The sequence below is a fragment of the Streptomyces sp. NPDC053541 genome (assembly GCF_044544705.1).
Taxonomy (GTDB): Bacteria; Actinomycetota; Actinomycetes; order Streptomycetales; family Streptomycetaceae; genus Streptomyces.
Genome location: NZ_JBITXM010000014.1, coordinates 63998 through 86128 on the forward strand (window position 1 = coordinate 63998; position 22131 = coordinate 86128).

22 protein-coding genes are annotated in these 22131 nt (G+C 74.0%); 8 read left to right on the plus strand and 14 right to left on the minus strand.

Going from position 1 to position 22131, the window contains the following annotated elements; all coding sequences use genetic code 11:
- Positions 1-17: 17 nt before the first annotated feature.
- Positions 18-1121: a trypsin-like serine peptidase gene (locus ACIGW2_RS32550; protein ID WP_391652409.1), complete on the plus strand. Its 1104-nt coding sequence runs from the start codon at positions 18-20 to the stop codon at positions 1119-1121.
- Between the two features lie 72 nt (positions 1122-1193).
- Here ACIGW2_RS32550 and ACIGW2_RS32555 read toward each other — a convergent pair whose 3' ends face one another.
- Positions 1194-1880 (minus strand): HAD family hydrolase, encoded by a 687-nt coding sequence (locus ACIGW2_RS32555; protein ID WP_391652479.1) that lies wholly within the window; start codon positions 1878-1880, stop codon positions 1194-1196.
- 142 nt (positions 1881-2022) lie between these two features.
- Here ACIGW2_RS32555 and ACIGW2_RS32560 point away from each other — a divergent pair, with 142 nt between their 5' ends.
- Positions 2023-2622, plus strand: a complete 600-nt coding sequence (locus ACIGW2_RS32560) for a carboxymuconolactone decarboxylase family protein (protein ID WP_391652410.1) — start codon at positions 2023-2025, stop codon at positions 2620-2622.
- A gap of 156 nt (positions 2623-2778) precedes the next feature.
- Positions 2779-3243, plus strand: a complete 465-nt coding sequence (locus tag ACIGW2_RS32565) for a GreA/GreB family elongation factor (RefSeq protein ID WP_391652411.1) — start codon at positions 2779-2781, stop codon at positions 3241-3243.
- A gap of 35 nt (positions 3244-3278) precedes the next feature.
- On the opposite strand, the gene ACIGW2_RS32570 is transcribed toward ACIGW2_RS32565, so the two are convergent.
- The 3 genes from ACIGW2_RS32570 to ACIGW2_RS32580 are packed head-to-tail and all read right to left on the minus strand — an operon-like array spanning position 3279 to position 5818.
- Entirely contained in the window at positions 3279-3911 is a 633-nt protein-coding gene (locus tag ACIGW2_RS32570) for a DUF1345 domain-containing protein (RefSeq protein ID WP_399847654.1), read from the minus strand.
- A gap of 9 nt (positions 3912-3920) precedes the next feature.
- Positions 3921-4745 (minus strand): family 1 encapsulin nanocompartment shell protein, encoded by an 825-nt coding sequence (locus ACIGW2_RS32575; RefSeq protein WP_391652413.1) that lies wholly within the window; start codon positions 4743-4745, stop codon positions 3921-3923.
- Between the two features lie 5 nt (positions 4746-4750).
- A complete protein-coding gene (locus tag ACIGW2_RS32580) occupies positions 4751-5818 on the minus strand; it encodes a Dyp-type peroxidase (RefSeq protein ID WP_391652414.1) in 1068 nt (355 codons plus the stop codon).
- Between the two features lie 337 nt (positions 5819-6155).
- On the opposite strand from ACIGW2_RS32580, the gene ACIGW2_RS32585 reads away from it, so the two are divergent.
- From ACIGW2_RS32585 to ACIGW2_RS32600, 4 genes are all read left to right on the plus strand, one after another.
- Positions 6156-8687, plus strand: coding sequence for an ATP-dependent Clp protease ATP-binding subunit (locus ACIGW2_RS32585; protein ID WP_391652415.1), 2532 nt, complete (start codon positions 6156-6158; stop codon positions 8685-8687).
- A gap of 107 nt (positions 8688-8794) precedes the next feature.
- On the plus strand, positions 8795-9409 hold the full coding sequence (locus tag ACIGW2_RS32590) for a DNA polymerase ligase N-terminal domain-containing protein (RefSeq protein ID WP_391652416.1): 615 nt from the start codon (positions 8795-8797) through the stop codon (positions 9407-9409).
- Positions 9406-10305: a non-homologous end-joining DNA ligase gene (gene ligD / locus ACIGW2_RS32595; protein WP_391652417.1), complete on the plus strand. Its 900-nt coding sequence runs from the start codon at positions 9406-9408 to the stop codon at positions 10303-10305. Before ACIGW2_RS32590 ends, ligD begins: the two co-directional genes overlap by 4 nt.
- A gap of 5 nt (positions 10306-10310) precedes the next feature.
- A complete protein-coding gene (locus tag ACIGW2_RS32600) occupies positions 10311-10862 on the plus strand; it encodes a hypothetical protein (RefSeq protein WP_399847658.1) in 552 nt (183 codons plus the stop codon).
- A gap of 457 nt (positions 10863-11319) precedes the next feature.
- On the opposite strand, the gene ACIGW2_RS32605 is transcribed toward ACIGW2_RS32600, so the two are convergent.
- The 10 genes from ACIGW2_RS32605 to ACIGW2_RS32650 form a co-directional block, all read right to left on the minus strand.
- Positions 11320-12297: a Ku protein gene (locus ACIGW2_RS32605; RefSeq protein WP_391652419.1), complete on the minus strand. Its 978-nt coding sequence runs from the start codon at positions 12295-12297 to the stop codon at positions 11320-11322.
- 80 nt (positions 12298-12377) lie between these two features.
- Positions 12378-13016 carry a contact-dependent growth inhibition system immunity protein gene (locus ACIGW2_RS32610; RefSeq protein ID WP_391652420.1) on the minus strand — a complete coding sequence of 213 codons (639 nt, stop codon included), beginning with the start codon at positions 13014-13016 and terminating at the stop codon, positions 12378-12380.
- 8 nt (positions 13017-13024) lie between these two features.
- Complete coding sequence (locus ACIGW2_RS32615; RefSeq protein ID WP_391652480.1) at positions 13025-13405, minus strand: RNase A-like domain-containing protein; 381 nt, start codon at positions 13403-13405, stop codon at positions 13025-13027.
- Between the two features lie 73 nt (positions 13406-13478).
- Positions 13479-13781, minus strand: a complete 303-nt coding sequence (locus tag ACIGW2_RS32620) for a WXG100 family type VII secretion target (protein WP_356065570.1) — start codon at positions 13779-13781, stop codon at positions 13479-13481.
- A 25-nt stretch (positions 13782-13806) separates the two neighbouring features.
- Entirely contained in the window at positions 13807-14220 is a 414-nt protein-coding gene (locus tag ACIGW2_RS32625; protein ID WP_391652421.1) for a WXG100 family type VII secretion target, read from the minus strand.
- 38 nt (positions 14221-14258) lie between these two features.
- Positions 14259-14918, minus strand: coding sequence for a hypothetical protein (locus tag ACIGW2_RS32630; RefSeq protein ID WP_391652422.1), 660 nt, complete (start codon positions 14916-14918; stop codon positions 14259-14261).
- 10 nt (positions 14919-14928) lie between these two features.
- A complete protein-coding gene (locus ACIGW2_RS32635; RefSeq protein WP_391652423.1) occupies positions 14929-16632 on the minus strand; it encodes an RNase A-like domain-containing protein in 1704 nt (567 codons plus the stop codon).
- A 453-nt stretch (positions 16633-17085) separates the two neighbouring features.
- Positions 17086-17976 carry a geranyl diphosphate 2-C-methyltransferase gene (locus ACIGW2_RS32640; RefSeq protein WP_361577182.1) on the minus strand — a complete coding sequence of 297 codons (891 nt, stop codon included), beginning with the start codon at positions 17974-17976 and terminating at the stop codon, positions 17086-17088.
- 21 nt (positions 17977-17997) lie between these two features.
- Positions 17998-19305, minus strand: a complete 1308-nt coding sequence (locus ACIGW2_RS32645) for a family 2 encapsulin nanocompartment cargo protein terpene cyclase (RefSeq protein WP_399847663.1) — start codon at positions 19303-19305, stop codon at positions 17998-18000.
- A 110-nt stretch (positions 19306-19415) separates the two neighbouring features.
- Positions 19416-20831: a family 2B encapsulin nanocompartment shell protein gene (locus ACIGW2_RS32650; protein WP_391652425.1), complete on the minus strand. Its 1416-nt coding sequence runs from the start codon at positions 20829-20831 to the stop codon at positions 19416-19418.
- Positions 20832-21394: 563 nt separating this feature from the next.
- On the opposite strand from ACIGW2_RS32650, the gene ACIGW2_RS32655 reads away from it, so the two are divergent.
- The gene (locus tag ACIGW2_RS32655; protein WP_399847666.1) at positions 21395-22066 is read left to right on the plus strand and encodes a class I SAM-dependent methyltransferase; all 672 of its coding nucleotides are present in this window, start codon (positions 21395-21397) and stop codon (positions 22064-22066) included.
- Positions 22067-22131 lie beyond the last annotated feature (65 nt).

The following is a 22131-nucleotide window of genomic DNA, read 5'->3' on the forward strand; positions in this document are numbered from 1 at the left end:
GGCGGAGGCGACGGGCGATGGTGCACGGATCACGCAGCGGCTCGCACAGCGGATCGCCGGTGGCGACCGGTCCCGAGCAGGTCTTCGGCGATCTCGGCGCGGTCGCGGCCCGGGTGCGCGCCCGGCTCGAGGCCGAGCTGGAGGTGCCGGAGTCCGCGCTGGAGCTGCCGCCGGGGGTGGCCCCGGCGGCCGAGGTCGGGCGCTTCGCGCAGGAGGAGCGGGCCCGGGTCCTGGAGGCGGGGGTGGCCGGTCTGGAGAAGCTGGCCGCGGACCGGGCGGACGAGATCGACGAGGACGAGTACTTCGGGGTGGAGGCGATCGTCCTCCTGGAGGGCCGGCCGGCGATCCTGGTGCAGGGGCAGGACTTCGCGGCGCAGCAGGGCGACTGGGCGGTGCTGGACGCCTCCCGGGCCGCGATCCGCGAGTCGATCGCCCGGGTGGGGCGGGTGGAGGTGACCGGGCATCCGAGCCTGGACTGGATCGGCACGGCCTTCGTCGTCGGGCCCGAGGCGGTGATGACCAACCGCCACGTGGCCGTCGAGTTCAGCCGGGCCGAGGGCGCGGGCTGGAGCTTCCAGCAGGGCATGACGGCCCGGGTCGACCCGGGCGAGGAGCTGCCCGCGCCGCAGGCGCCCGGTCCGGTGCCGGCCGCGGGACCGCTGCCGTACGAGATCACCGGGGTGATCGGCATCCACCCGGAGGTGGACCTGGCACTGCTGCGGATCGCCCCGCCGGACGGGGAGCCGCTGCCGACGCCGCTCGCGGTGGCGGCGGACGCGCCGGCGAGCGTGCCGGGCCGGCCGGTGTACGTGATCGGCTACCCGGCCTGGGACGGGCGGCGCAACGAGCCGGAGTCGATGCGGCGGATCTTCATGGACGTCTACAACGTGAAGCGGCTCCAGCCGGGGACGGCGACCGAGTTCACCCCGGGCGGACTGGTGATGGGCCACGACTGCTCGACGCTGGGCGGCAACAGCGGCTCGCCGGTCTTCGACCTCACCGACCACCGCGTCCTCGGGCTGCACTACGGCGGCCGCTACCGGACGGGCAACGTGGCGGTGCCGCTGTGGGAGCTGGAGGACGATCCGCTGCTGGCGAAGGCGGAGGTCAACTGGGTGTGACCGGCCGGGGGAGGCGGGCTCGGGTCCGTCCGCCCCTGATCCGCCGGCCGGACCCTCGGCGCGGCGGGGTCGTCAGGAGGCGCCGCCGAGCAGGCCGAAGACGGGGAGCAGACCGTGCGGGCGCCGCTCGACCGGGAGGTGGTCGACGAAGTGCACCCGGGCCCCGAGCGCCTCGGCGCCGCCGTCGGCCCGCCGGTCGTCGCCGACCATCAGGGTCTCGGCCGGGGCGAGCCCGAGGCCCTCGCAGGCGAAGCGGAAGATCCCGGGGTCCGGCTTCTGGACGCCGACCTCGAAGGAGAGGGCGTAGACGTCGATCCAGGCGTCGAGCCCGTGGGCGCGGAAGACCGGGCGCAGGTCCCAGCCGATGTTGCTGACCACGGCGACGGACACGCCGGCGCGGCTGAGTTCGCCCAGCGTGCGGGCGGTGTCGGGGTAGGGGTGCCAGGCCTCGGGGGTCCGGTGCCGGTCGTAGAGGGCGTCGACCAGGTCGGGGTCGGCGACGCCGGCCTCGCGGATCAGGGCCGTGTAGGCGGCGCGGTGCCGCTCGGCGTCCAGGTCGCGCTCCCGCCAGAGCCCCTTCAGCCGGTCCGGCAGCCGCTCCGGGCCGGGTCCACCGGGCATCGCGCCGTGCCGGGTGAGCCGCTCCACAGTGTGCGCGAACTCGTCGCCGGACAGCCGGTCCCCGGTCTTCGTGAGGGCGGCGTCCAGCCAGTGCGCGACGGACTCGACGCACAGCAGGGTGCCGGAGAAGTCGAACATGACGCCTTTGATCACCCCTCGATCGTAGAACGCCGTCGCCGGGAACTCCCGTACCCCCGCGCGCGTTATACCCCCCACGGGTATACGGAAGCCGCCCGGGTACGGAGCGACGCACCCGGGCGGACACGAACGAGGAGGCAAGGTGCGACGACTGACCGCGCTGCGGCCCGAGCAGGCGACCGGCAGGGCGCGCGAGCTGCTCGCCGACATCGTCGAACGGCACGGCTCGGCCGGCGAGATGGTGTCCACGATGGCGCACTCGCCGGCCGTCCTGGAGGGCTACCTCAGCCTGTCCCGGGCGATGAAGCGGGTGAAGATCCCCCGGCCGCTGAGCGAGAAGATCTCCCTCGCCGTGCAGGAGTGGATCGGCTGCGGCACCTGCCGCGAGGCGCACGTCGCGGCCGGGCGTGCGGCCGGCCTCACGGACGCCGACATCGAGCTGGCCCGCCAGGGCACCTCGACCGACGCCCGCGAGGCGGCCCTGATCGCCGTCGCCCTGCGGGTCCTCGCGGAGCCGGGCTCGCTGGCCGACGAGGACGTCGCGGAGCTGCGGGCGCACGGCTGGAGCGACCGGATCATCGCGGAGGTGGTCGGGGTGGTCACGCTCAACCTGCTGACCGGGGCCTTCAACCTGCTCGCCGGCATCCAGCCGGAGGACGGCGGGGAAGGCGCGCAGGGCGCGGAGGGTGCGGAGGACGCCGCGGAAGAGGCGCGGGAGGAGGCGACGGCCTCCCGGGGGTGACGGCGGGCCGCCGGGGTGCCGGTCGCCGGGGTGCGGGCCGCCGGGGTGGGGCGGACGCACCGCCGGATCGCCGGAACGCCGGTTGCCGGATTGCCGGGCGTGTCGGGCGGTGCGGTAATGGAGACGACCCCGCACCCCCTCCCGACGGGAGCAGCCATGACCGACGGTCCCCAGCCGATCAGCGCCGACGCCCTGCGGGTGCTCCGGCAGGAACTGGCCGACCTGCGCGCCGAGCGCGCCGCGGCGGCGGCGACCCTGAAGGGCGAGGACGACGCGGTCGGCGACCGGGCCGACGAGGCGGACGAGTTGCAGCGCGCCGACGAGGTCGTCCGGCTCGACGAGCGCATCGCGCGGATCGAGGAGCGGCTGCGCGGCGCCGGCACGGCCGGGGCGCCGTCCACCGACGTGGTGGGGGTGGGCTCCACCGTCACCGTGCGCTTCGAGGACGGCGGCGAGTCGACCGTGCACGTCGGGGAGCTGGCGGACGCCGACGACCCGGCCCTGGTCACCTCGGACAGCCCGCTCGGCGCGGCCCTGCTCGGCCGGCGGGCCGGGGAGACCGTCACGTACCGCACGCCCGGCGGTCCGATGCACGCCGTCGTGGTCTCGATCGGCACCTGAGCCCCCTCGGCGGTCACCCGGGCCCGCGCCCCGGCTCAGCCGGTGAAGGCCTGGGTGACCAGGTTGATGGTGGTGGCGAGGACGCTGGTGCCGAAGACGTACGAGAGCAGGCAGTGGCGCAGGATGACCACCCGCAGCCGGGAGTCGGCGACGGCGGTGTCGGACACCTGGTAGGTCATGCCGAGGTTGTAGCTGAAGTAGAGGAAGTCGGTGTAGCGCGGGCGTTCCCGGGTGTTGAAGTCGATCCCGCCGACGGGCTCGCGGTAGTAGAGGTCGGCGTAGCGCGTGGCGTACATCAGGTGCAGGTTGGCCCAGGCCATGAAGACGCCGGCGAGCGCGACCGCGGCCGCCGCCCGGGTGTCGGTGTCGCCGACCACCAGCATCAGCACGATCGCGACCAGGGCGCTGGTGGCCGCCGAGGTGCCCACGAGCTCCTCGACCAGCGGGTCGAGTTCCTCGCGACGGGCGTTGCGCCGGGTCTCCTCGGCGTCCATCGGCACCAGGACGGTCCAGCCCGCCAGCACGAACGCCGTCTCGGCGGCGGCGATGGCGCCGAGGATGCCGAGGGCGGGCCCGGCGAGCAGGCCGACGGCCACGCCGAGCACCAGCCCGAGCGCGAGCGCGCAGCCGAGCCGGACCAGGGCCGCCTGGGGGATCCATCGACGCACGGCCGGGCCTCAGTGCTCCAGGACGACGACGGCCTCGTCGGTGTAGGCGAGGAAGGTCAGGGTCTCCTGGAAGTACAGCTCGATGCTCTCGGCGTCGTGCGCGGCGTAGCCGATGGCCAGGTCCTGGCCGAGGCGCAGCGCGAAGTCGCCGCCGCGCAGCGAGAGCACGAAGGCGCCGGTGACGGCGGGTGCCCAGATCGGCGGGCCGTCCAGCATCCGGGCGAGGTGGGCCGCGATCGGGTAGCCGTGGTCGGAGGTCTCGCTGACGGCCCGGTACTCGTCGGCGCCGAGCAGCAGCGCGTAGGGCCCGTCGACCCCGGCGAGCCGGAGCGCGGTGAGGGCGCGGCTGACGGCGTCCGGGTAGTCGCGGGGCTCGGCGGGCAACCCGAGCACCGGGTTGGAGCTGCGCTCGCGCAGGCCGTCGATGCCGGCCGCCGGGTAGCCGTCGAAGACCGCCCGGTCCTCGGCGAAGGCCATGGCGCGGGCGGCGTCCTTGACGGGCTGCCAGTCGGAGTCGTTCGCGCCGCGCTCGACGTCGTCCACGGCCGCCCGGCTGACGGTGAACGGCACGCGCAGCTCGACCAGCGGCTTCGCCTCGCGCAGCCGGGCGGTGACACCGCGGGCGGGCGCGTCGATGCGGGCGAGGTGACCGGTGCCGACGGCGGCGAGCCCGGGCCCGCCCGCGTCGGGCACGTCGACCACGCGGCGGCCCGCGACATGGCGGCGGAAGGTGCGCCGGGCCTCCTCCTCGATCTGCGCCCAGGCCGCGGCGGTGACCGGGGCGAGTTCGCGGTGCAGGTTCGTGACGGCTGCGGGATCGCCGGGAGTCGTCATGGCGGTCAGGCTCCTTTCAGGCTGCCGATGCCGAGGCTGCCGGCCGGTACGGGCGCGGGGGTCTCGGCCGGTGCCGGGGTCTCGGCCGGTGCCGGGGCGGTGGCGGGTTCGGCGACCGTGGCCGTGGCGGTGGCCGTGGCGGCCGGTGGCGGGTCGGGGAGGTCGTCGAGGAAGTCGGCGCTCGGGACGAAGAAGAGACAGCCCGTCACGGCGGTGGAGAAGTCGAGGATGCGGTCGGTGGTGCCGGGCGGATCGCCGAGGAACATCCGGTCGAGCATCCGCTCGGTCACCTCGGGGGTGCGGGCGTAGCCGATGAAGTACGTGCCGAACTCGCCGCGTCCGACGCTGCCGAAGGGCATGTTGTCGCGCACGATCTGCCGCTCGGTGCCGTCCGGGTCGACGAGGGTGTTGAGCGCGACGTGCGAGTCGGCGGGCTTGACGTCGTCGGGCAGCTCGACGTTGGCGTACTTGGTGCGGCCGATGACCCGCTCCTGCTCCTCGGCGGGCAACGCCTCCCAGGCGTCCATGTCGTGCGTGTACTTCTGCACGACGACGTAGCTGCCGCCCTCGTACGCGGGGTCCTCGTCGCCCACGTGGACCGCCTCGGCAGCGGCCCGGTCGCGCGGGTTCTCGCTGCCGTCGACGAAGCCGAGCAGGTCGCGCTCGTCGAAGTAGCGGAAGCCGTGCGTCTCGTCGACGACGGTGACGGCGTCGCCGAGGCTCGCCACGACGAGCCGGGTCAGCTCGAAGCACAGGTCCATGCGCGCCGCGCGCACGTGAAGGAGCAGGTCGCCGGGGGTGGCGGGGGCGTGGTGGCGCGGTCCGCGCAGCTCCCGGAAGGGGTGCAGTCCGGCGGGCCGGGGCGCGTCGAAGAGCCGGGGCCAGACCGTGGCGCCGATCCCGACGACGCCGGTGAGGAAGTCCTCGGGCGCCCGGAAGGACACGGAGCGGACGAGTCCGGCGAACCCTTCGAGGGCGTCGCGCACCGCGGCCTCGCCGCCTGGGTTCACGGTGGCCACCAGGAAGACGGCGGCCTTCGCCGGAGGGGCGAGGACGGGCTGCGGTGTGCTCACACGACTCCCTGGACCTGGGCGCGCGGTGCGCCCCGCGGGCGCCCCGTACCAGAACATTCCCGCCCTTTCCGGGCGGACGGACCGCGGTCAGCGTATCCACGCCCCCACGCCCCCGCACCCGGGTCCACGCGTACGGGGCAACCGGGGCCGGAGGCCGGTCCGCGCGTACGGGGCGACCGGGGCCGACGGGCCCCGCTCCCCGCCCGCGCCCGTGCGGGGTCCGCTTGCGGGGCCCCCGGAGCCGGGTTTGAGTGGGGGGTGACCCCCACCCCGGCACGACCCCCGCCCCGGGCGGGCGCGTGGTGGGAGAGACCTCCCCACCCGTCAGGAGCAGCAGATGTCGATGGCGTTCGGTTCCCCCTTCGGCTCGTCCGATCCCTTCGGTTCCTCCGATCCGTTCAGCGACCTGCTGAATCGTTTCTTCGGAATGTCGCCGGCCTCCTCTCCCCCGGCCGTCCAGCGCGTGCCGATCGGCCGCCTCCTCACCGAGTCGTCCCGCGAGCTGCTCAACCGGGCGGCGCGGCGGGCCGTCGAGGACGGCACCGACGACCTCGACACCGAGCACCTGCTGTGGGCGGCCACGCAGGTGGAGCCCTCCCGCCGGATCCTGACCGAGGCCGGGGTGAACCCCGACAAGCTCGGCGAGCAGATCGCCGGGGTGCTGCCCCGCGAGTCCGGCGAGCCGTCCTCCGAGCCGGGGCTCACCCCGGCCGCCAAGCGCACCCTCGCCGCCGCGCACGCCTACGCGCAGGCGGCGGGCGTCTCGTACATCGGTCCCGAGCACATCCTCGGCGCGCTGCTGCGCGACCCGGACTCCGGCGCGACCCGCTTCCTGCGGGCCGAGGACCTGGACGTGCAGAAGCTGCGCGGGCTCGCCGAGCAGGCCGCCCGGCCGGAGAGCGCGCCGGCGGCGGCGCCGAAGCAGCCGGCCACCACCCTGGACGAGTACGGCCGGGACCTCACCGAGGAGGCGCGGGCCGGGAAGCTGGACCCGGTGGTCGGACGGGCCGACGAGATCGAGCAGACGGTCGAGATCCTCTCCCGCCGCTCGAAGAACAACCCCGTGCTGATCGGCGAGCCGGGCGTCGGCAAGACCGCGATCGTCGAGGGCCTGGCCCAGCGGATCGTGGCGGGCGAGGTGCCGGACACCCTCAAGGACAAGCGGGTCGTCTCCCTCGACCTCTCCGGGATGGTGGCCGGCGCGCAGTACCGCGGGCAGTTCGAGGAACGCCTGAAGAAGGTCATCGAGGACGTGCAGCAGGCCGAGGGCGAGATCATCCTCTTCATCGACGAGCTGCACACCGTGGTCGGCGCGGGCGCCACCGGCGAGGGCTCGATGGACGCGGGCAACATGCTCAAGCCGGCCCTGGCCCGCGGCGAGCTGCACGTGGTCGGCGCGACCACCATCGACGAGTACCGCAAGCACGTCGAGAAGGACGCGGCCCTGGAGCGCCGCTTCCAGCCGGTCCTGATCCCCGAGCCGACGGTCGAGGAGACCATCCAGATCCTCGAAGGGCTGCGCGACGCCTACGAGGCCCACCACCAGGTCCGCTTCGCCGACGGCGCCCTCGCGGCGGCCGCCGAGCTGTCCGACCGCTACATCAGCGACCGCTTCCTGCCCGACAAGGCCATCGACCTGATGGACCAGGCGGGCGCCCGGGTCCGGCTGCGCAGCGCCGGCCGCTCCACCGAGGTGATCAGCCGCGAGGACCGGCTCGCCAAGCTGCGCCGGGAGAAGGACGAGGCCGTCGCGGGCGAGGAGTTCGAGCGGGCCTCCGAGCTGAAGAAGCAGATCGCCGAGGTCGAGGGCGAGCTCGCCGGCATCGAGGAGCGCCGCGAGGGCGTCGTCTCCGTCACCGCCTCCGACATCGCCGACATCGTCGCCCGCCGCACCGGCATCCCGGTCGCCCAGCTCACCACCAGCGAGAAGGAGCGGCTGCTGAAGCTGGAGGAGGAGATGCACGCCCGGATCGTCGGCCAGGACGAGGCCGTCACCGCCGTCTCCGAGGCGGTCCGGCGCAACCGCGCCGGCATGGGCGACCCGAACCGCCCGGTCGGCTCCTTCCTCTTCCTCGGCCCCACCGGCGTCGGCAAGACCGAGCTGGCCAAGACCCTCGCGGAGCTCCTCTTCGGCGACGAGAACCGCATGATCCGCTTCGACATGAGCGAGTTCCAGGAGAAGCACACCGTCGCCCGGCTGGTCGGCGCGCCTCCCGGATACGTGGGCTACGAGGAGGCCGGCCAGCTCACCGAGAAGGTGCGCCGCAACCCGTACAGCGTGGTCCTCTTCGACGAGGTCGAGAAGGCGCACCCCGACGTCTTCAACACCCTGCTGCAGATCCTGGACGACGGGCGCCTGACGGACGGGCAGGGCCGCACGGTCGACTTCCGGCACTGCGTCGTCATCATGACGTCCAACATCGGCGCCCACCGCATCCTCGCCCACCAGGGCGACGCGGCCGAGCTGAAGGACGAGCTGATGGAGGACCTGCGGGGCCGGTTCCTGCCCGAGTTCCTCAACCGGATCGACGACATCATCGTCTTCCACAGCCTCACCGAGCAGGACCTCACCCGGATCGTGGAGCACCTCCTCGACCGCAGCGAGCACCGCGTCCACGCCCAGGGCCTGAAGCTGGAGGTCACGGAGGCGGCGAAGAAGCTCCTGGTGGCCCACGGCTACCAGCCCGAGTTCGGCGCCCGCCCGCTGCGCCGCACCATCCAGACCGAGCTCGACAACCGCATCGCCTCCCTCCTGCTGTCCGGCGAGGCCAACCCGGGCGACACGATCGTCGCCGACGTCCAGGGCGACGCACTGCACTGCACGATCCGTGCCGGGGCGGGAGAGCAGGAGGGCGCGAGCGCCGCGTGACGGGGCGGGTGCCGCGGGACGCGGCGCCCGCGCGGGCGGAGTAGGAGCCGCGCGACGGGGTAGCCGCCGGGCGACGGGGGCCGAAGCCACGCCGTGAGGAGGCGGACGTGAGTCCCACCCGCTCGCTGCACGAGTACCACCGCCGCCGGGACTTCTCCCGGACCGCCGAGCCGCGCGGCGAGGACCGCGCGGCCGGCGGCCCGGACGGCCCGCCGGCGTTCGTGGTGCAGATCCACGACGCGACGGCGATGCACTTCGACTTCCGCCTGGAGGTGGACGGGGTGCTGCGGTCCTGGGCCGTGCCCAAGGGCCCCTCGGTCGATCCGCAGGACAAGCGGCTCGCGATGCCGACCGAGGACCATCCGCTGGAGTACCGCGAGTTCGAGGGCGTGATCGCCCCGGGCGAGTACGGGGCCGGCACGGTCATCGTCTGGGACGAGGGCACCTACCGGAACCTCTCCGAGGACCGGCACGGCCGCGAGGTCCCCTTCGCCGAGGCCCTGGACGCCGGGCACGCCTCCTTCTGGCTGGACGGGCGCAAGCTGCACGGCGGCTACGCGCTCACCCGCATCCGCGGCGACGGCTCCGGCCGGGAGGCGTGGCTGCTGGTCAAGCGGGCCGACCGGCGGGCCCGGTCGGACGGCGGCGGCACCGACCCGTACCGCGCGCGGTCGGCCCGCACCGGCCGGACGCTGCGGCAGGTCGCCGGGAGCACGTCATGAGCGTCCGGGTCGGACGGCGGGAGGTCGAGGTGCCCCGGCCGGGCAAGGTGCTGTTCCCGGACGACGGGCTGACCAAGGACGACCTGGCCGGCTACTACCGGCGGATCGCCCCGCGCATGGTCCCGCAGCTGCGCGGCCGTCCGCTGATGCTGGAGCGGCACCCGGACGGCATCGACGACCCCGGCTTCATGCAGAAGGACGTGCCCGACCACTTCCCGGACTGGCTGGACCGCGCCGAGCTGCCCAAGGCGGACGGCACGGTCACCTACGTGCTCTGCGACGACGCCGCCTCCCTCGTCTATCTGGCGGGCCAGGCCTGCGTCACCCCGCACCGCTGGCTGTCCCGCGCCGACCGCCCCGACCACCCCGACCGGCTGGTGTTCGACCTCGACCCGCCGGGCGAGGACTTCACGCCGGTGCGCCGGGCGGCCGGGCGGCTGCGGGCGCTGCTCGACGAGCTGGAGCTGCCCTCGCTGGCGATGACCACCGGCTCGCGCGGGCTGCACGTGGTGGTGCCGCTCCGGCGCGGCGAGACCTTCGACGAGGTACGGGCCTTCGCCCGCGAGCTCGCCGACCTGCTCGCCGCCCGGCACCCGGACGAACTGACCACCGCGGCGCGCAAGAAGGACCGCGGCGAGCGCCTCTACCTGGACGTCCAGCGCAACGGCTACGGCCAGACCGCCGTCGCCCCCTATGCCGTACGGGCCCGGCCCGGCGCCCCGGTCGCGGCCCCGCTCGACTGGGCGGAGCTGGACGACCCCGGTCTGACCGCCCGCCGCTGGACCCTGCGGGACGCCGACGAGCTGCTCGACCGCACGGCCTGGCAGGACCCGCCGCGCGGGCACTCGACCGCGGCGGCCCGGCGCCGGCTCGCCGACCTGGACCGAAGCGGGTGAGCACCATGACCCGGGTGACCGTGGAGGGCTCGCGGATCGTCGTCCGGCTGGGGCTTCGCGAGGCCCTGGCCGCCCGGCGGCGCACCGTCCGGGTCCCCGTCGCGGCACTGCGCGGGCTCGGCGTCGAGCCGAGCTGGTGGCGCGTGCTGCGCGGCGAGGCGGCCCGCGGCAGGTGGCGGCCGGGCCACTGCGTGGGCCTGCGGCACGGCCCGGCGGGCACGGACTTCGTGGCGGTACGGGCGGAGGAACCGGCCCTCTGGATGGAGCTGGGTCCCGAGTCCCGCTACGCACTGGTCGCCGTCTCGGTCCCGAACCCCGAGCACACCGAGCGCGCCCTGCGCGTCCACCTCCCCACCGAACCGCTCGTCCCCGGCCAGCCCGCCCCCAGCGGCCTCCCCGCCGAGCCGGGCCGCCCCGAGGGCCGCGCGGAGCCCGGACACCCACCGGACCCGGAGGAACGGCGGATCCCACCCGAGCCTGCTGCCGACCGGGACGAGTCACCCCGGCACCCGGGCAGGCCCGGCAGAAAGCTCTGGGAGAAACCCTGGGAGCCGTGAGCCCCGGGGGGCCGGGAGCCCTGGGGCCTGGGAGCCCCTGGGAGCCTTGGAGGCCCTGGGGTCCGGGGGCCCTGAGCCCCCGGAGCCCTCGGGAGCCCTCAGCGCCCTGGTGCCCGGGGGCCCCTGGAGGCCTGGGGCCTCGCGGTCCTGAGCCCCTGGGAGCCCTCGAAGCCCTGGGGGCATGGGAGCCCTGGAGCCCTGAGCCCCTGGGAGCCCGGGCCCGGGAACACTCGGCGCCGTCGGCGCACTGCCGTCGGCGCACTGGGGGCCCCGAGCCCTGGGGCCCTGGGAGCCCGGCCCTGGGAGCCCGGGCGCCTGGGGGTCTGAGGCCCTCGCAGCCCTGAGCCCCCCCGAAGCCCCGGGGGCCCTCGGCTCCCTGGGTCCTGAGGGCCCTGGAGGCCCTGGGGCCCGGCGGGCCGGGGGCCGGGCTCCCGGGCTCCCGGGCTCCCGGCGGCGGCTACGCCGCTCGCTTCTCCCCCGTCTCCCCCGCCCGCTCCAGGGCCTCGATCAGCTCGTCGCGCTTCATGGCGGAGCGCCCGGGGATGCCGGCGGCCGAGGCCCGCTCGTACAGCTCGGCCTTGCTCAGCCCGCTGAGCTCGCTCTTCCCACCGTCTCCGGCACCGCCTCCGCCCGCGCGAGCCTTGCCGCGGTCCTTGCCGCGGGCCCGTTCGACGCTGGCGCGCAGCGCCTCTGTGAGGTCGATGACGTTGGTGGCCTCGGCGGCGGGCTCGGCCTTCTCGACGGTCTCGCCGGACTTCTTCGCCTCGATCAGCGCGGCGACCTTGTCGCGGTAGGTGTCGTGGAAGTCCTCGGGCCGCCACTCCATGGCGAGCGTGTCGATCAGTTGCTCGGCCATCCGCATCTCCTTGGCGCCGGCCTTGGTCCGCCCGGTGGGCAGGTCGGGGATCTCCTCGCGCGGGTCCCGGATCTCGTCGGCCCAGTGCAGCGTGTGGAGGGTGAGGATGCCCTCCTCGGACTTGAGCGCGACCAGGTACTCCCGGCCGCGCATCACGAAGGTGGCCACACCGGCCCGCTCGGTCGTGGCGAGCGCCCGCTCCAGGAGGGCGTAGACCTTGGCGTAGTCCTTGTTCTTCGGCCCGAGGTAGTAGGTGCGGTCGAAGAAGATCGGGTCGATGGCGTCCAGGTCCACGAAGCCGCTGATCTCCAGGGACCGCGAGCGGCCCGGCGCGATCTCGTCGAGTTCGTCGGGCTCCACGAGGACGTACTCGTCGCCGGTGTCGAAGCCCTTCACGATGTCGTCCAGCCCCACCTCCTCGCCGGTCCGCTCGTTCACCCTCCGGTTGCGGACGCGGTCGGAGGTGCCGCGCTGCAACTGGTGGAAGCGCAGCGTGTGCGCGGAGGTCGCGGTGTAGAGCCCCACCGGCACGCTCACCAGTCCGAAGCTCAGCACCCCGGTCCACACGGGTCGGGCCATCTCGCTCACCACCGCCCCAGCCGTAGGACCCCCCTCGGTGGGGCGGTTGCCCGCCCCACCCGGCCCGGAAACGGCCGGGGTCAGCCGCGCAGCCGCAGCGCGAGCGCCGCGAGCCACGCCCCCGGGCCGTACGGAGCCGGCGGGGCGACCTCCGAGCCGAGGGCGACCAGGGCCAGGGCGAGGCCGTCCTCGTCGAGGCCGAGGGCCAGCAGGTCGTGCAGCTCGCCGGTGAGCTGGGCGACGAGCCCCGGGTCCGTGCCGTCCAGGTAGTCGGCGAGGGCGGACTCGTGGTCCCCGAACTCGGCGGGCATGTCCTGGGTGAACCAGCCGCCGAGCAGCTGCGCGAGCTCGGGGAAGCGGGCCCGCCACTCCCACGGGGTCGCGGGCGGCGCCGGCGGCGGGGCCTGGCCGGTCGCCAGGCTCTCGTCCAGCCGGTCGGCGAGGCCCGTCAGCCAGTCGTGGATCTCCTCCGGCGGCAGCCCGAGGTCGGGCAGCCGGTAGTACTCGCCGAGCCGGAGCCGCAGCCGCCCGGGCGGGTTCTCGGCGAGGGTGCGCAGCTGCTCGGCGGCGACGGCGATCGCCCAGGGCCGGGTGCGCCAGGTGTGCCGCAGATAGCCCTCGACCGCCTCGGGCGCGTGCGGGCCGAGGCCCAGGTGGGCGCGGACGACCTGGTCGAGCTCGCCGTACTTGCGGTCGTGCTCGGCGGGGTTCAGGGACACGGTGGCCTCTACAGCTCGACGGGCAGTGCGGAGTGGACGGTGAAGGGGTACGGGGCGGGCTCGCCGCTCTCCGCGGGTGCGGCCGGGTTCCGGCGGAGCACCACCCGGGCGGCCCGCACCGGGAGGGGCTGTTGGCCGGCCAGCGCCATGCCGGTGGTGAGCAGCGTGCCCACCGGCTCGGGCCGGGAGGGCCAGGCGGCCTCGATGACCAGCCGCTGCCGCGTGGACTGGGCGAGCCAGCGGTGGATCTGCTGCTCGTTGAGCGCGATCACCTGCTGGGTGACCCACTGGGCGGTCGCCCGGTCCGGGAAGGTCGCGGCCCGGTCGGCGCGCGCGGGAACCGGGCCGGCGGCCTCGGCGGGCGGCTTCGTCAGGTCCGGGGCGGGCATGCCCGGGACCGCCCCGGGGGTGTCGTCCGCGTTCATGTCCGGGGTCTGGTCCGGGGTCTGGTCCTGGCTCATGTCAGGCCCCGCCCCAGCCGCGCAGGGTGGCCCGGGCGGCGGCCGAGTAGTTGGCGTGGCCCGTGGTGACGATGGCGTGCAGCCACTTCTGCGCGGCCTGCAGGTCCTCCATCTGGCGGTCCCAGCGGTCGAGTTCGTCGACGAAGGCCTCGCGGGCCTCGCCCTGCCAATTCAGGACGACCGGCACCGTGCGGTCGTAGAGCGCGGCGAGGCGCTCGTTGAGCAGCCGCAGGATCTCCTCCAGGTCGCCGGCGATCTCGCGCAGCGCGACCAGGTCGACGGTGATGGTCCCGTCGTCGCTCATCTCTCCCCCTCGGTGGTGCGGACGTTCACAGCTCGCTGATCCGGCTGGTCGGTGCCGGGCCGCCGCCGGGGCCGCCCGCGCCGCCCGGCGTCTCGCCGGACAGCTCCCGTACCTCCGCGTCGACGTCGACCTTCTTGATCTCCGCCCGGAACTCCCGCAGCAGGTCCAGCTCCTGGCGGGTGAAGCCGTCGCGGCTCATCCGGACCGCCTTCGCGAGCACGCCCAGGATCTCCCGGACCCGTACGGCGTCCGCGCCGGCCTGCCGGTGCAGCTTGCGGTAGGCGGTGGCGGCCTCGCTGCGCCAGCGGGCCTCGGCGCGGTCGACGAGGGCGTCCATCCGGCGGACCTGCCCGTCGATGTGCAGGCGCATGGCGTCGAGGTCGTCCTCGAGGCGCTTCAGGTCCTCGTCGGTGACGTCGAGGTTCGGCGGGGTGGACATGGCGGCGGCTCCCGGGGGCGGTGCGGTGCGTGGGGCGGTCAGTGCTGTGCGGCGAAGTGGGCGTGGACGGCGTCGAGGAGCAGCCGCAGCCGGGCGTGCGTCACCGACGGCATGACGGGCGCGAAGGCGGCGTCGAGTGCGGCGGGCGAGCGGAACATGCACAGGACGCGCTGGAGCTGGCCGGCGAGGTCGGCGATCCTGCCGTGGCAGTCCGGGTGGTCCATGGCGACCAGTTCGCGTGCCTCGGCCTCCGGGTCGCGGTCGTACTCCCCGGTGGGCAGCTGCGAGGCGAACTCGTTGACGAGGTCGAAGCGGGCGAGCGCCTCCCACTGGGAGAGCGGGAGTTCGTCGTAGCCGGGGGTGTCGCCGAACCAGGGGTCGCGGACGAGGTCGGCGAGGGACCGCAGGAAGGCGTCGGCGGGTTCGTCGCCGGCTGCGCGGGCGAGCCGCTCGCGGAAGACGGCGGGCCGGTGCGCGAACCGCTCGGTGCCGTATTCGTCGGCGACGGCGTCGAGGAGCGAGGCCACGGCGTCGAGGGGCAGCACCCAGGCGATCGCGTGCGAGTCCCGCAACAGCCGGGAGAAGCGCTGGAGTTCGTCTTCCAGCGGGGCCGCCCCCGGGTTGCGGGCGGCCGCGGCGAGGTCGACGAGGCGGGCGAGCACCCCGCTGGTCAGGACGGCGTCGGTCGGTTCGGTCACCTGACGCATGCTAAGGGGCCTTCGGGTAGGCGGTGAGCACGTAGAAGGACTTCGACTCCGGGGAGTAGGCGAGCACGACGTGGACCGTGTGCACGTTCCTGGCCTGGGCCCCGTAGCCCGCGTTGGCGAAGTCGGTCTGGCTCACGGAGGTGCCCACGGCCACCGGGTTGCCGTTCGCGTCCTGCACCGGGAAGTCCCAGGCCTTGACGGACTTGGGGTTGAAGGTGCCGTTGGCGACCTTCTGCTCCTGGTTGCGCATCCAGGTCTCCAGCTCCGTCTTCCGCGAGGGGTCGTTCACCGCGGTCTGGACGTACTGCTGGGCGGACGGGAGGTCGCGGAAGGTCGACGCGTCGGCGCCGCCCTGGTCGCGCAGCCGGTGCATCAGCTGCTCCGGGGTGAGCCCGATGTGCTTGTCGACGGTGTGGGCCTCCAGTCCGGGCCGCAGCGGCCCGTTCGGCGGCTGGAAGTCGTTGCGCTCCCACTCCATGGAGGCGAGGTCGATGCCGAACCGCACGTTGGGGTCGCGGGACTGCTCGTTCAGCGGGACGATCGACCGGTCGAACTCGAAGAGCGAGCGCGCGCCGAAGGCCTCGGCCCGCGCCTCCTGCGCGGTGAAGGTCGGCACGGCGCGGGAGGCCTCGCGCAGCGGCTCCAGGAGCTTCTTCACCACCTCGATCTGCTCGCGCAGCGAGGTCTCGTAGGTGTCGACGGCCCGGTTGACGGCGTCCGTGTCGATGTTGGCCATCACCGCGGCGCCCAGGCCCTTCCACGCCTTCTTGAGGCGCTCCCAGAAGTGCGCGAGGTCGGTCAGGTCGAGGACGGCAAGGGCGTCCTTGATGGCCTTGTAGAGGATCTCGCGCAGCTCGGTGCGGACCTTCTCGGCGGCCTCCGCGTACGAGCGGATGGCCTGCGCCAGCATCTGGGCGGTGGTGCTGAGGACGCCGAAGACCGGCAGGCTGGTGCCGGCGCCGGTGGGCGGCTTGTGCCCCCATTCGTAGCCGGCCGTGTTCTTGCCCCAGGCGGTGGTGCCCCACAGGGACGACACGAACTGCAGCATCGCCCCGTGCCAGTCGCTGTTGGCGTTGTCCGTGATGGCGTCGACGGTGGCGCTGAGCTGTCCCTGGATGATGCCGACACCGGTCTGGTACGGCAGCCAGGCCTGGGAGAGCTGGTTGACCCTGAGGTAGTTCGGGAGCGGCAGGATCTCCAGCGCGCGGCCAGTGCGCAGCGCCTGCTCGATCACGGTCCGCATCAGGGAGCCGGGGAGGTCGCCGTCGTCGAAGATGTCGGCGAAGTCGTCGACGGCGTTGCCGTCGCGGACCCCGAACGGCGGCGGGGTCTGGTACGCCGGCGGCGCGGTGATCACCTGGGGCGGCGGCTGCGGCAGGAAGGGCGGGTTGAGCGGGTGGGTGGCCGCGTCGGCCTGCCGGAAGTTGTTGGCGGTCGTGGTGAAGCCGACGGCGGCACCGCCGACGGCGACCACGGCCTTGCCGTGCACCTCGATGAGCAGGGCGAGGACCGCCGCGTACTGGGTGGCGAACTCGGCCGTGACGGTGCCCGATCCGCCGACCTTGGAGTAGCCGGCGTGGACGTCGAGGAACTGCGACAGCGCCCGGTGGAACGACTGCTGCTCGACGGCGAGCGCGGCCGCCACCTGGTAGAGGTGGAACGGCTGGACGTCGAAGCCGCCGGGGGCGGTCCACGGGTTCGTCACCGCGGGCGGGGTCGCCGGGGGCAGCTGGGGCGGCGGGCCCGAGGGGCCGGGCGGGGTCGGCGGCGCGTTCGGGCTCGGCGAGGGCGTCGGCTGCGGGCTCGGCGTGCCGGGAGCCGGGCTCGGCGGCGCCGTGCCGGTCGGCCCGGGCGTCGGAGTCGTGCTCGGGCTCGGACTCGTGCTCGGGCCGGGTGCCGGTGTCGCCGTGCCGGTCGGGCTGGGGCTCGGGCTCGGCGTGCTCACCGGGTCACCCCGTCCGTCGCCCGCCTGCGCGCGCACGTGCGTGTGCCCCGCTCCATGAGTCCCCCCGGCTCCGTCGGTCTGTTCGCGAAGCTAACACGGGGTGGCCCGAAGTCCCATGATCGGCTAGGCAGTTGGCCGAATACCGCCCATGCCGAGGGGCCGGACCCGTCCAGTGGACGGGCCCGGCCCCGGTTCCGCCGGTGGGGCGGCGGATCAGACGCGGTCGGCGGCGATCAGGAGGTACTGGAACGAGCCGTCCTTGTACGACTCGATGAAGGCCTCCTCGATGCCGGTGACCAGCGAGGACGTGGCGCGCAGCTCCCAGTACGGGAGGGTCGCGGCGGTGAGGTCGATGACCGCGTTCGGGACCAGACGGTTGTCGGCCATGGCGCGCAGGTACTCGCGGCGGGAGTGGATGTTGCACTCGAAGTGGGCGTTGATCTGGGAGACCCACTTGGAGGGCTGGCCGTACTTGGGGTTCCAGCAGCCGGTGATGGTGACGTAGCGGCCGCCGACCTTCAGGAAGCGGGCGTGCTCGGCCATCAGGTCGTCGAGGTCGACGTACATGCTGGACTCGTTGTTCCAGGAGGCGGCGATGCTGCCCTTCTCGAACGGGGTGTCGAGCATGTTGCAGACCTGGGCGCGCACGTGGCTGTCGATGCCCAGCTCGCGGGCGCGCTTGTTGCCGAAGTCGGCCTGGGTGGAGGAGAGCGTGACGCCCTCGACCTTGCAGCCGAAGCGCTGGTGGGCCATGACGCTCGAACCGCCGCGGCCGCAGCCGGCGTCGACGAGGGTGTCGGCGGGGGTGATCGGGCCGAGGTGGTCGAGGAGCAGCTCGGCCTGGGCGGACTCCAGGCGGTGCAGCTCGGTGATGAGCTTCTTCTCGTACTCGCTGTCCTCGGGGGTGCCGAGCGAGGCGTGGTCGACGTCGCCGATGCCGTAGTGGTGGTGGTAGAGGCCGTCCACGTCACCGAGGCGCAGGTTCACCGGCCGGGCCTCGGCGTTCCAGTAGCGGGCGATGTCGCCCTGGTACGGGTTCGCGGGGCCGGGGATGATCGCGGAGGCGTCGGTGTGGGTCAGCTCGGTGGTCACAGAGGAATCCATTTCTTTCCGGAAGTCGGGTGCTTACCAGAAGTCGGGCAGGCTGTAGCGGTAGGTGTTGGTCTGGTGCCAGTAGTGGTTGCCGTCGACCCACACGGCCACGCCGCGCAGGAAGCGCAGCACGGTGGGCACGGGACAGGAGGCGGCCAGCGCGGCGGCCTCGGCCTCGAAGGCGTGCATGAGGTCGTTGTGGACCTCGACGGCCTTCAGGTAGCCCTCCTTGGCGGAGACGCCCTCGCGTTCGGCGATGACCACGGGCAGGTTGAGGTGGGTCCCCGGGCTGTCCAGCTCCTTGGTGTAGGAGTAGAGGTCGTTGACGATCGTGGTGGCGTTGCCGGCGAGGGCGATGACCCGCTGCATGGCGGGCTGGGCGTGCAGGTCCGCGGGCAGTTCGTAGCCGCCGACGGTGTCGGTGATGGTGGGACAGGGGCGGAAGTTGTTGAACTGGCGCATCGCCAGGTACTCCCACACCTCGGGCACGTGGTCGGTCTCGGCCCAGGCCGCCTCGGCGAGGTAGCCCATGTGCAGCCGGGCCATGTCGTGCCGGTAGCGGTCCGCCTGGGACGGCGTGGCCAGCTGGGTGAAGTACGCCATGGCGGAGCGGTACGCGCGCCGCGGCGCGTCCGACTCCAGCGAGGCCTGCCAGGCCGGCTCGTACTCGGTGGTGGTGTGCAGCGGGTCGAGCGCGGTGTGCGCCAGGAGCAGCCGGCTGCCGAGGCCGATCGGCGAGCCGCCGTGGTCCTCGCAGTAGCAGTCGTCGACCGCGTTCTCGGCGACCATGAGGCGGGTGGCCGCCATGAGGTGGTCGACCGTGGGCGCGTCGGGGTGGCAGGCGACCATGTAGCGCCCGACGGAGAAGCCGTCGAACTGGTCCTCCCACTCCGGGGGGTACGCCTGGACCTCGTCCACCGCCCATTCCTTGATCCGGCGGCTGACCTCCGCCACCCGGGCCGGGTCGGGCTCGGCGATGGGGTGGAAGTACAGGCCGGGGATGGGGTTGCCCTGGGTGGCCGTGGTCGCGGGCGCGGGCGCCGCGTCGAGCGCCGCGAGCAGCTCCGGTGCGGGCGGCTCGTCCGGGGCCTGCGGTGCGGCCGGGGTCTCGGGGGCCGGTCGCGCGGGCCGCCGGGCGAGGGAGAGCGCCGCGGTGCCGAGGCCGCTCGGGCCGCGCAGGATGCGTTCCAGGGCGGACGCGGGCGGTACGGGCGCGGGGCCGGCCTGCGGTTCGACCGGTGCGGCCGGTGCGGGTGCGGCCGGCTCCGCCGGGGCGGCCGGCACGGACCGGAACGGGGCGGTGGGCGGGCCGGGCAGCGGGGAAAGCCCGGTGTCGGGCATCCGTGGCTCCTTGCTGGGATGAGGGGGCCGGCCCGGACGGACGCGGCCGGGCGGGCGCGCGGCGTCCGGCGGCTGCCGGACGTCGCGCGCCGGGGGCGGATGACGCCGTACTAGTCGCGGCGGCGGGCGATCTGGACGTTCTCGAGCACGCCGAGCGCGTCGGGGACGAGGATCGCGGCGGAGTAGTAGGTGGTGACCAGGTAGGAGATGATCGCCTGCTCGTTGATGCCCATGAAGCGCACCGACAGGCCGGGCTCGTACTCCTCCGGCAGACCGGTCTGGCGCAGGCCGATGACGCCCTGGTTGTCCTCGCCGGTACGCATGGCGATGATCGAGCTGGTCTGTTCCTTGCTGATCGGGATCTTGTTGCAGGGCAGGATCGGGACCCCGCGCCAGGCCGGGACGGACTGGCCGCCGACGTCGACGTGGTCCGGGTAGAGGCCGCGGCTGTTGAACTCGCGCCCGATCGCCGCGATGGTCTTCGGGTGGGCGAAGAGGAACTTGGTGCCGCGCCGGCGGCACAGCAGTTCGTCGAGGTCGTCCGGGGTGGGCGCGCCGGAGTGGGGCTGGATCCGCTGCTTGAAGTCGGCGTTGTGGAGCAGACCGAACTCGCGGTTGTTGATCAGCTCGTGCTCCTGGCGCTCGCGGAGCGCCTCGATCGTGAGCCGGAGCTGTTCCTCGGTCTGGTTCATCGGGCCGTTGTAGAGGTCGGCGACCCGGGTGTGGACGCGCAGCACCGTCTGGGCGACGGACAGCTCGTACTCGCGCGGGTTGAGCTCGTAGTCCACGAAGGCGCCGGGGAGTTCGGCCTCGCCGACGTGGCCGGCGGACATGGCGATCTCGGCCTCGCCGTGCTTGTTCTGCCGCTGCGCGGGCAGCGTGCTGAACTCGTGGATGTGGTTCGCCAGCGAGGCGGACTGGGCCTGCACGGCGGCGAAGTCGGCGCGGGAGAGGGTGAGCAGGGTGCCGGGGGTCTCGGCCGTGGCGGTGTAGTCCCACCTGGCGTCGGCGTCCAGGAGGGCGTTCTCACCGAACCGGTCGCCGTCGGCGAGGACCGCGACGGAGACCTCGTCCCCGTACTTGCCGACCGAGGTCTGGCTGATCCGGCCGTGCGCGATGAGGTGGATCTGCTCGGCGGGGGCGCCGCGCTCGACGAGCACCTCGCCGGCGCGGAAGTCGCGCTGGACGCAGCGGTCGGCGAGCGCGCGGAGCACGTCCTCGTCGTCGAAGCCGCGCAGCAGGGCGAGTTCGCCGAGCTCCCGGGGGATGACCCGGACGGTGGCGCCGTCCTGCACGAACTCGATGACGCCGTCGCCGACGCTGTAGCTCAGCCGGCGGTTCACCCGGTAGGCGCCGCCCTTCGTCTCCACCCAGGGGAGCATGCGCAGCAGCCACCGGGAGGTGATCTCCTGCATCTGCGGGGCGGACTTGGTCGTGGTGGCGAGGTTCCGGGCTGCCGCGGTGCTGAGGCTGGACTGCGGCCGGTTCGGCTCCAGCTCCAGCTCCGGGCCGGTCTCAACGGTCATGGGACGAGCGCTCCTTGAAAAGAGGAAAAACCGACACAATCTCTGGGATTCCGTCCAGATCCCGGGGAACAGTAACCGTCGCGAGAGGGGGCTCGCCCAGCCGGAACGGCGCCGTTACCTCGAACCAGTGATCTTGTTTCGGACGGGGTTTATCCGGGTGATGGCGACATTCGAGCCAGCCGGGGAGAGCGCGCCGGGGCGTGCATCGTGATCCGCACGCCCCCTTCGCAACTCAGCTGCTGCCACGGCTCATTGAGAAGCCGTCAGGCCAGCGAGTCACGTGGGGCGCCACGGGGGCGCGCGGCCGCCTCCGCCGAACGAGCGGACCGCGGCGGCGCGGCCTCGCGGTTTCGGCCACACGACGGCGGCCGGTCACGCCCGCGACCGGTCGAAGACCGGGGTGACGGGCGGACGCCCGCCGAACGGGGACCGGCGCGCCCCGGGTCCCGCGCGTCAGGGTGCCGAGCGTGCGGGGGGCGGGGCCCGTGCGCCGACATGCGCCGGGCGCCCGCTGGGTAGGCGGTCCGGGACACCGGGCCGCCGGCCCGCGGGAGGGGAGCGACATGAGCGCAACGGGTTCCGAGGGGCGGGCGCTGACGGCCGCCGAGCTGTTCGACGACCTCGGCATCGGCTACGAGAAGGCCTTCGGGCACCTGCCGGAGCAGCTGGCCGCCGTCGACTGGCTGCTCGGCCGGCTGCCCCGGGGCGCCCGGGTCCTGGACGTCGGCAGCGGCACCGGACGCCCGGTGGCCGAGCTCCTGGACCGCGCCGGGCACGCGGTCACCGGCATCGACGTGTCGGCCGGCATGGTGGAGCTGGCCCGCCGCCAGGTGCCCGGGGCCCGCTTCGAGCAGGCGGACGTGCGGGAGTTCACGGCACCCGAGGACGGCTACGACGCGGTGTGCGCCTTCTTCCCGCTGCTGATGATGGACCGGGCAGGGGCCGCCGGGGCGCTGCGGCGGATGGCGTCCTGGCTGAAGCCGGGCGGACTCCTGGTGAGCGCGACCGTCCCGGCGGACGTGGCGGACGTGGAGATCGTCTGGATGGGCCGCCGGGCCCGGGTCTCCAGCTTCTCCGCCGAGGAGTACGTGCGGCTGCTGCGCGAGGACTGCGGGCTCGAGGTGCTGCACCGGGCGGTCTCGGAGTTCCGCCCCGACGCGCCCTCGGCCATGCCGGAGGAGCACCTCTTCTGCTACGCCCGGCGCCCGGCCGCCCGTTCGGGCGCCGGGGTCTGATGTAATCGACCCCGGACGACCCCCGCCGGTGGGGTCACCGACCGGGGGGAACGTTGGAAGCGCTC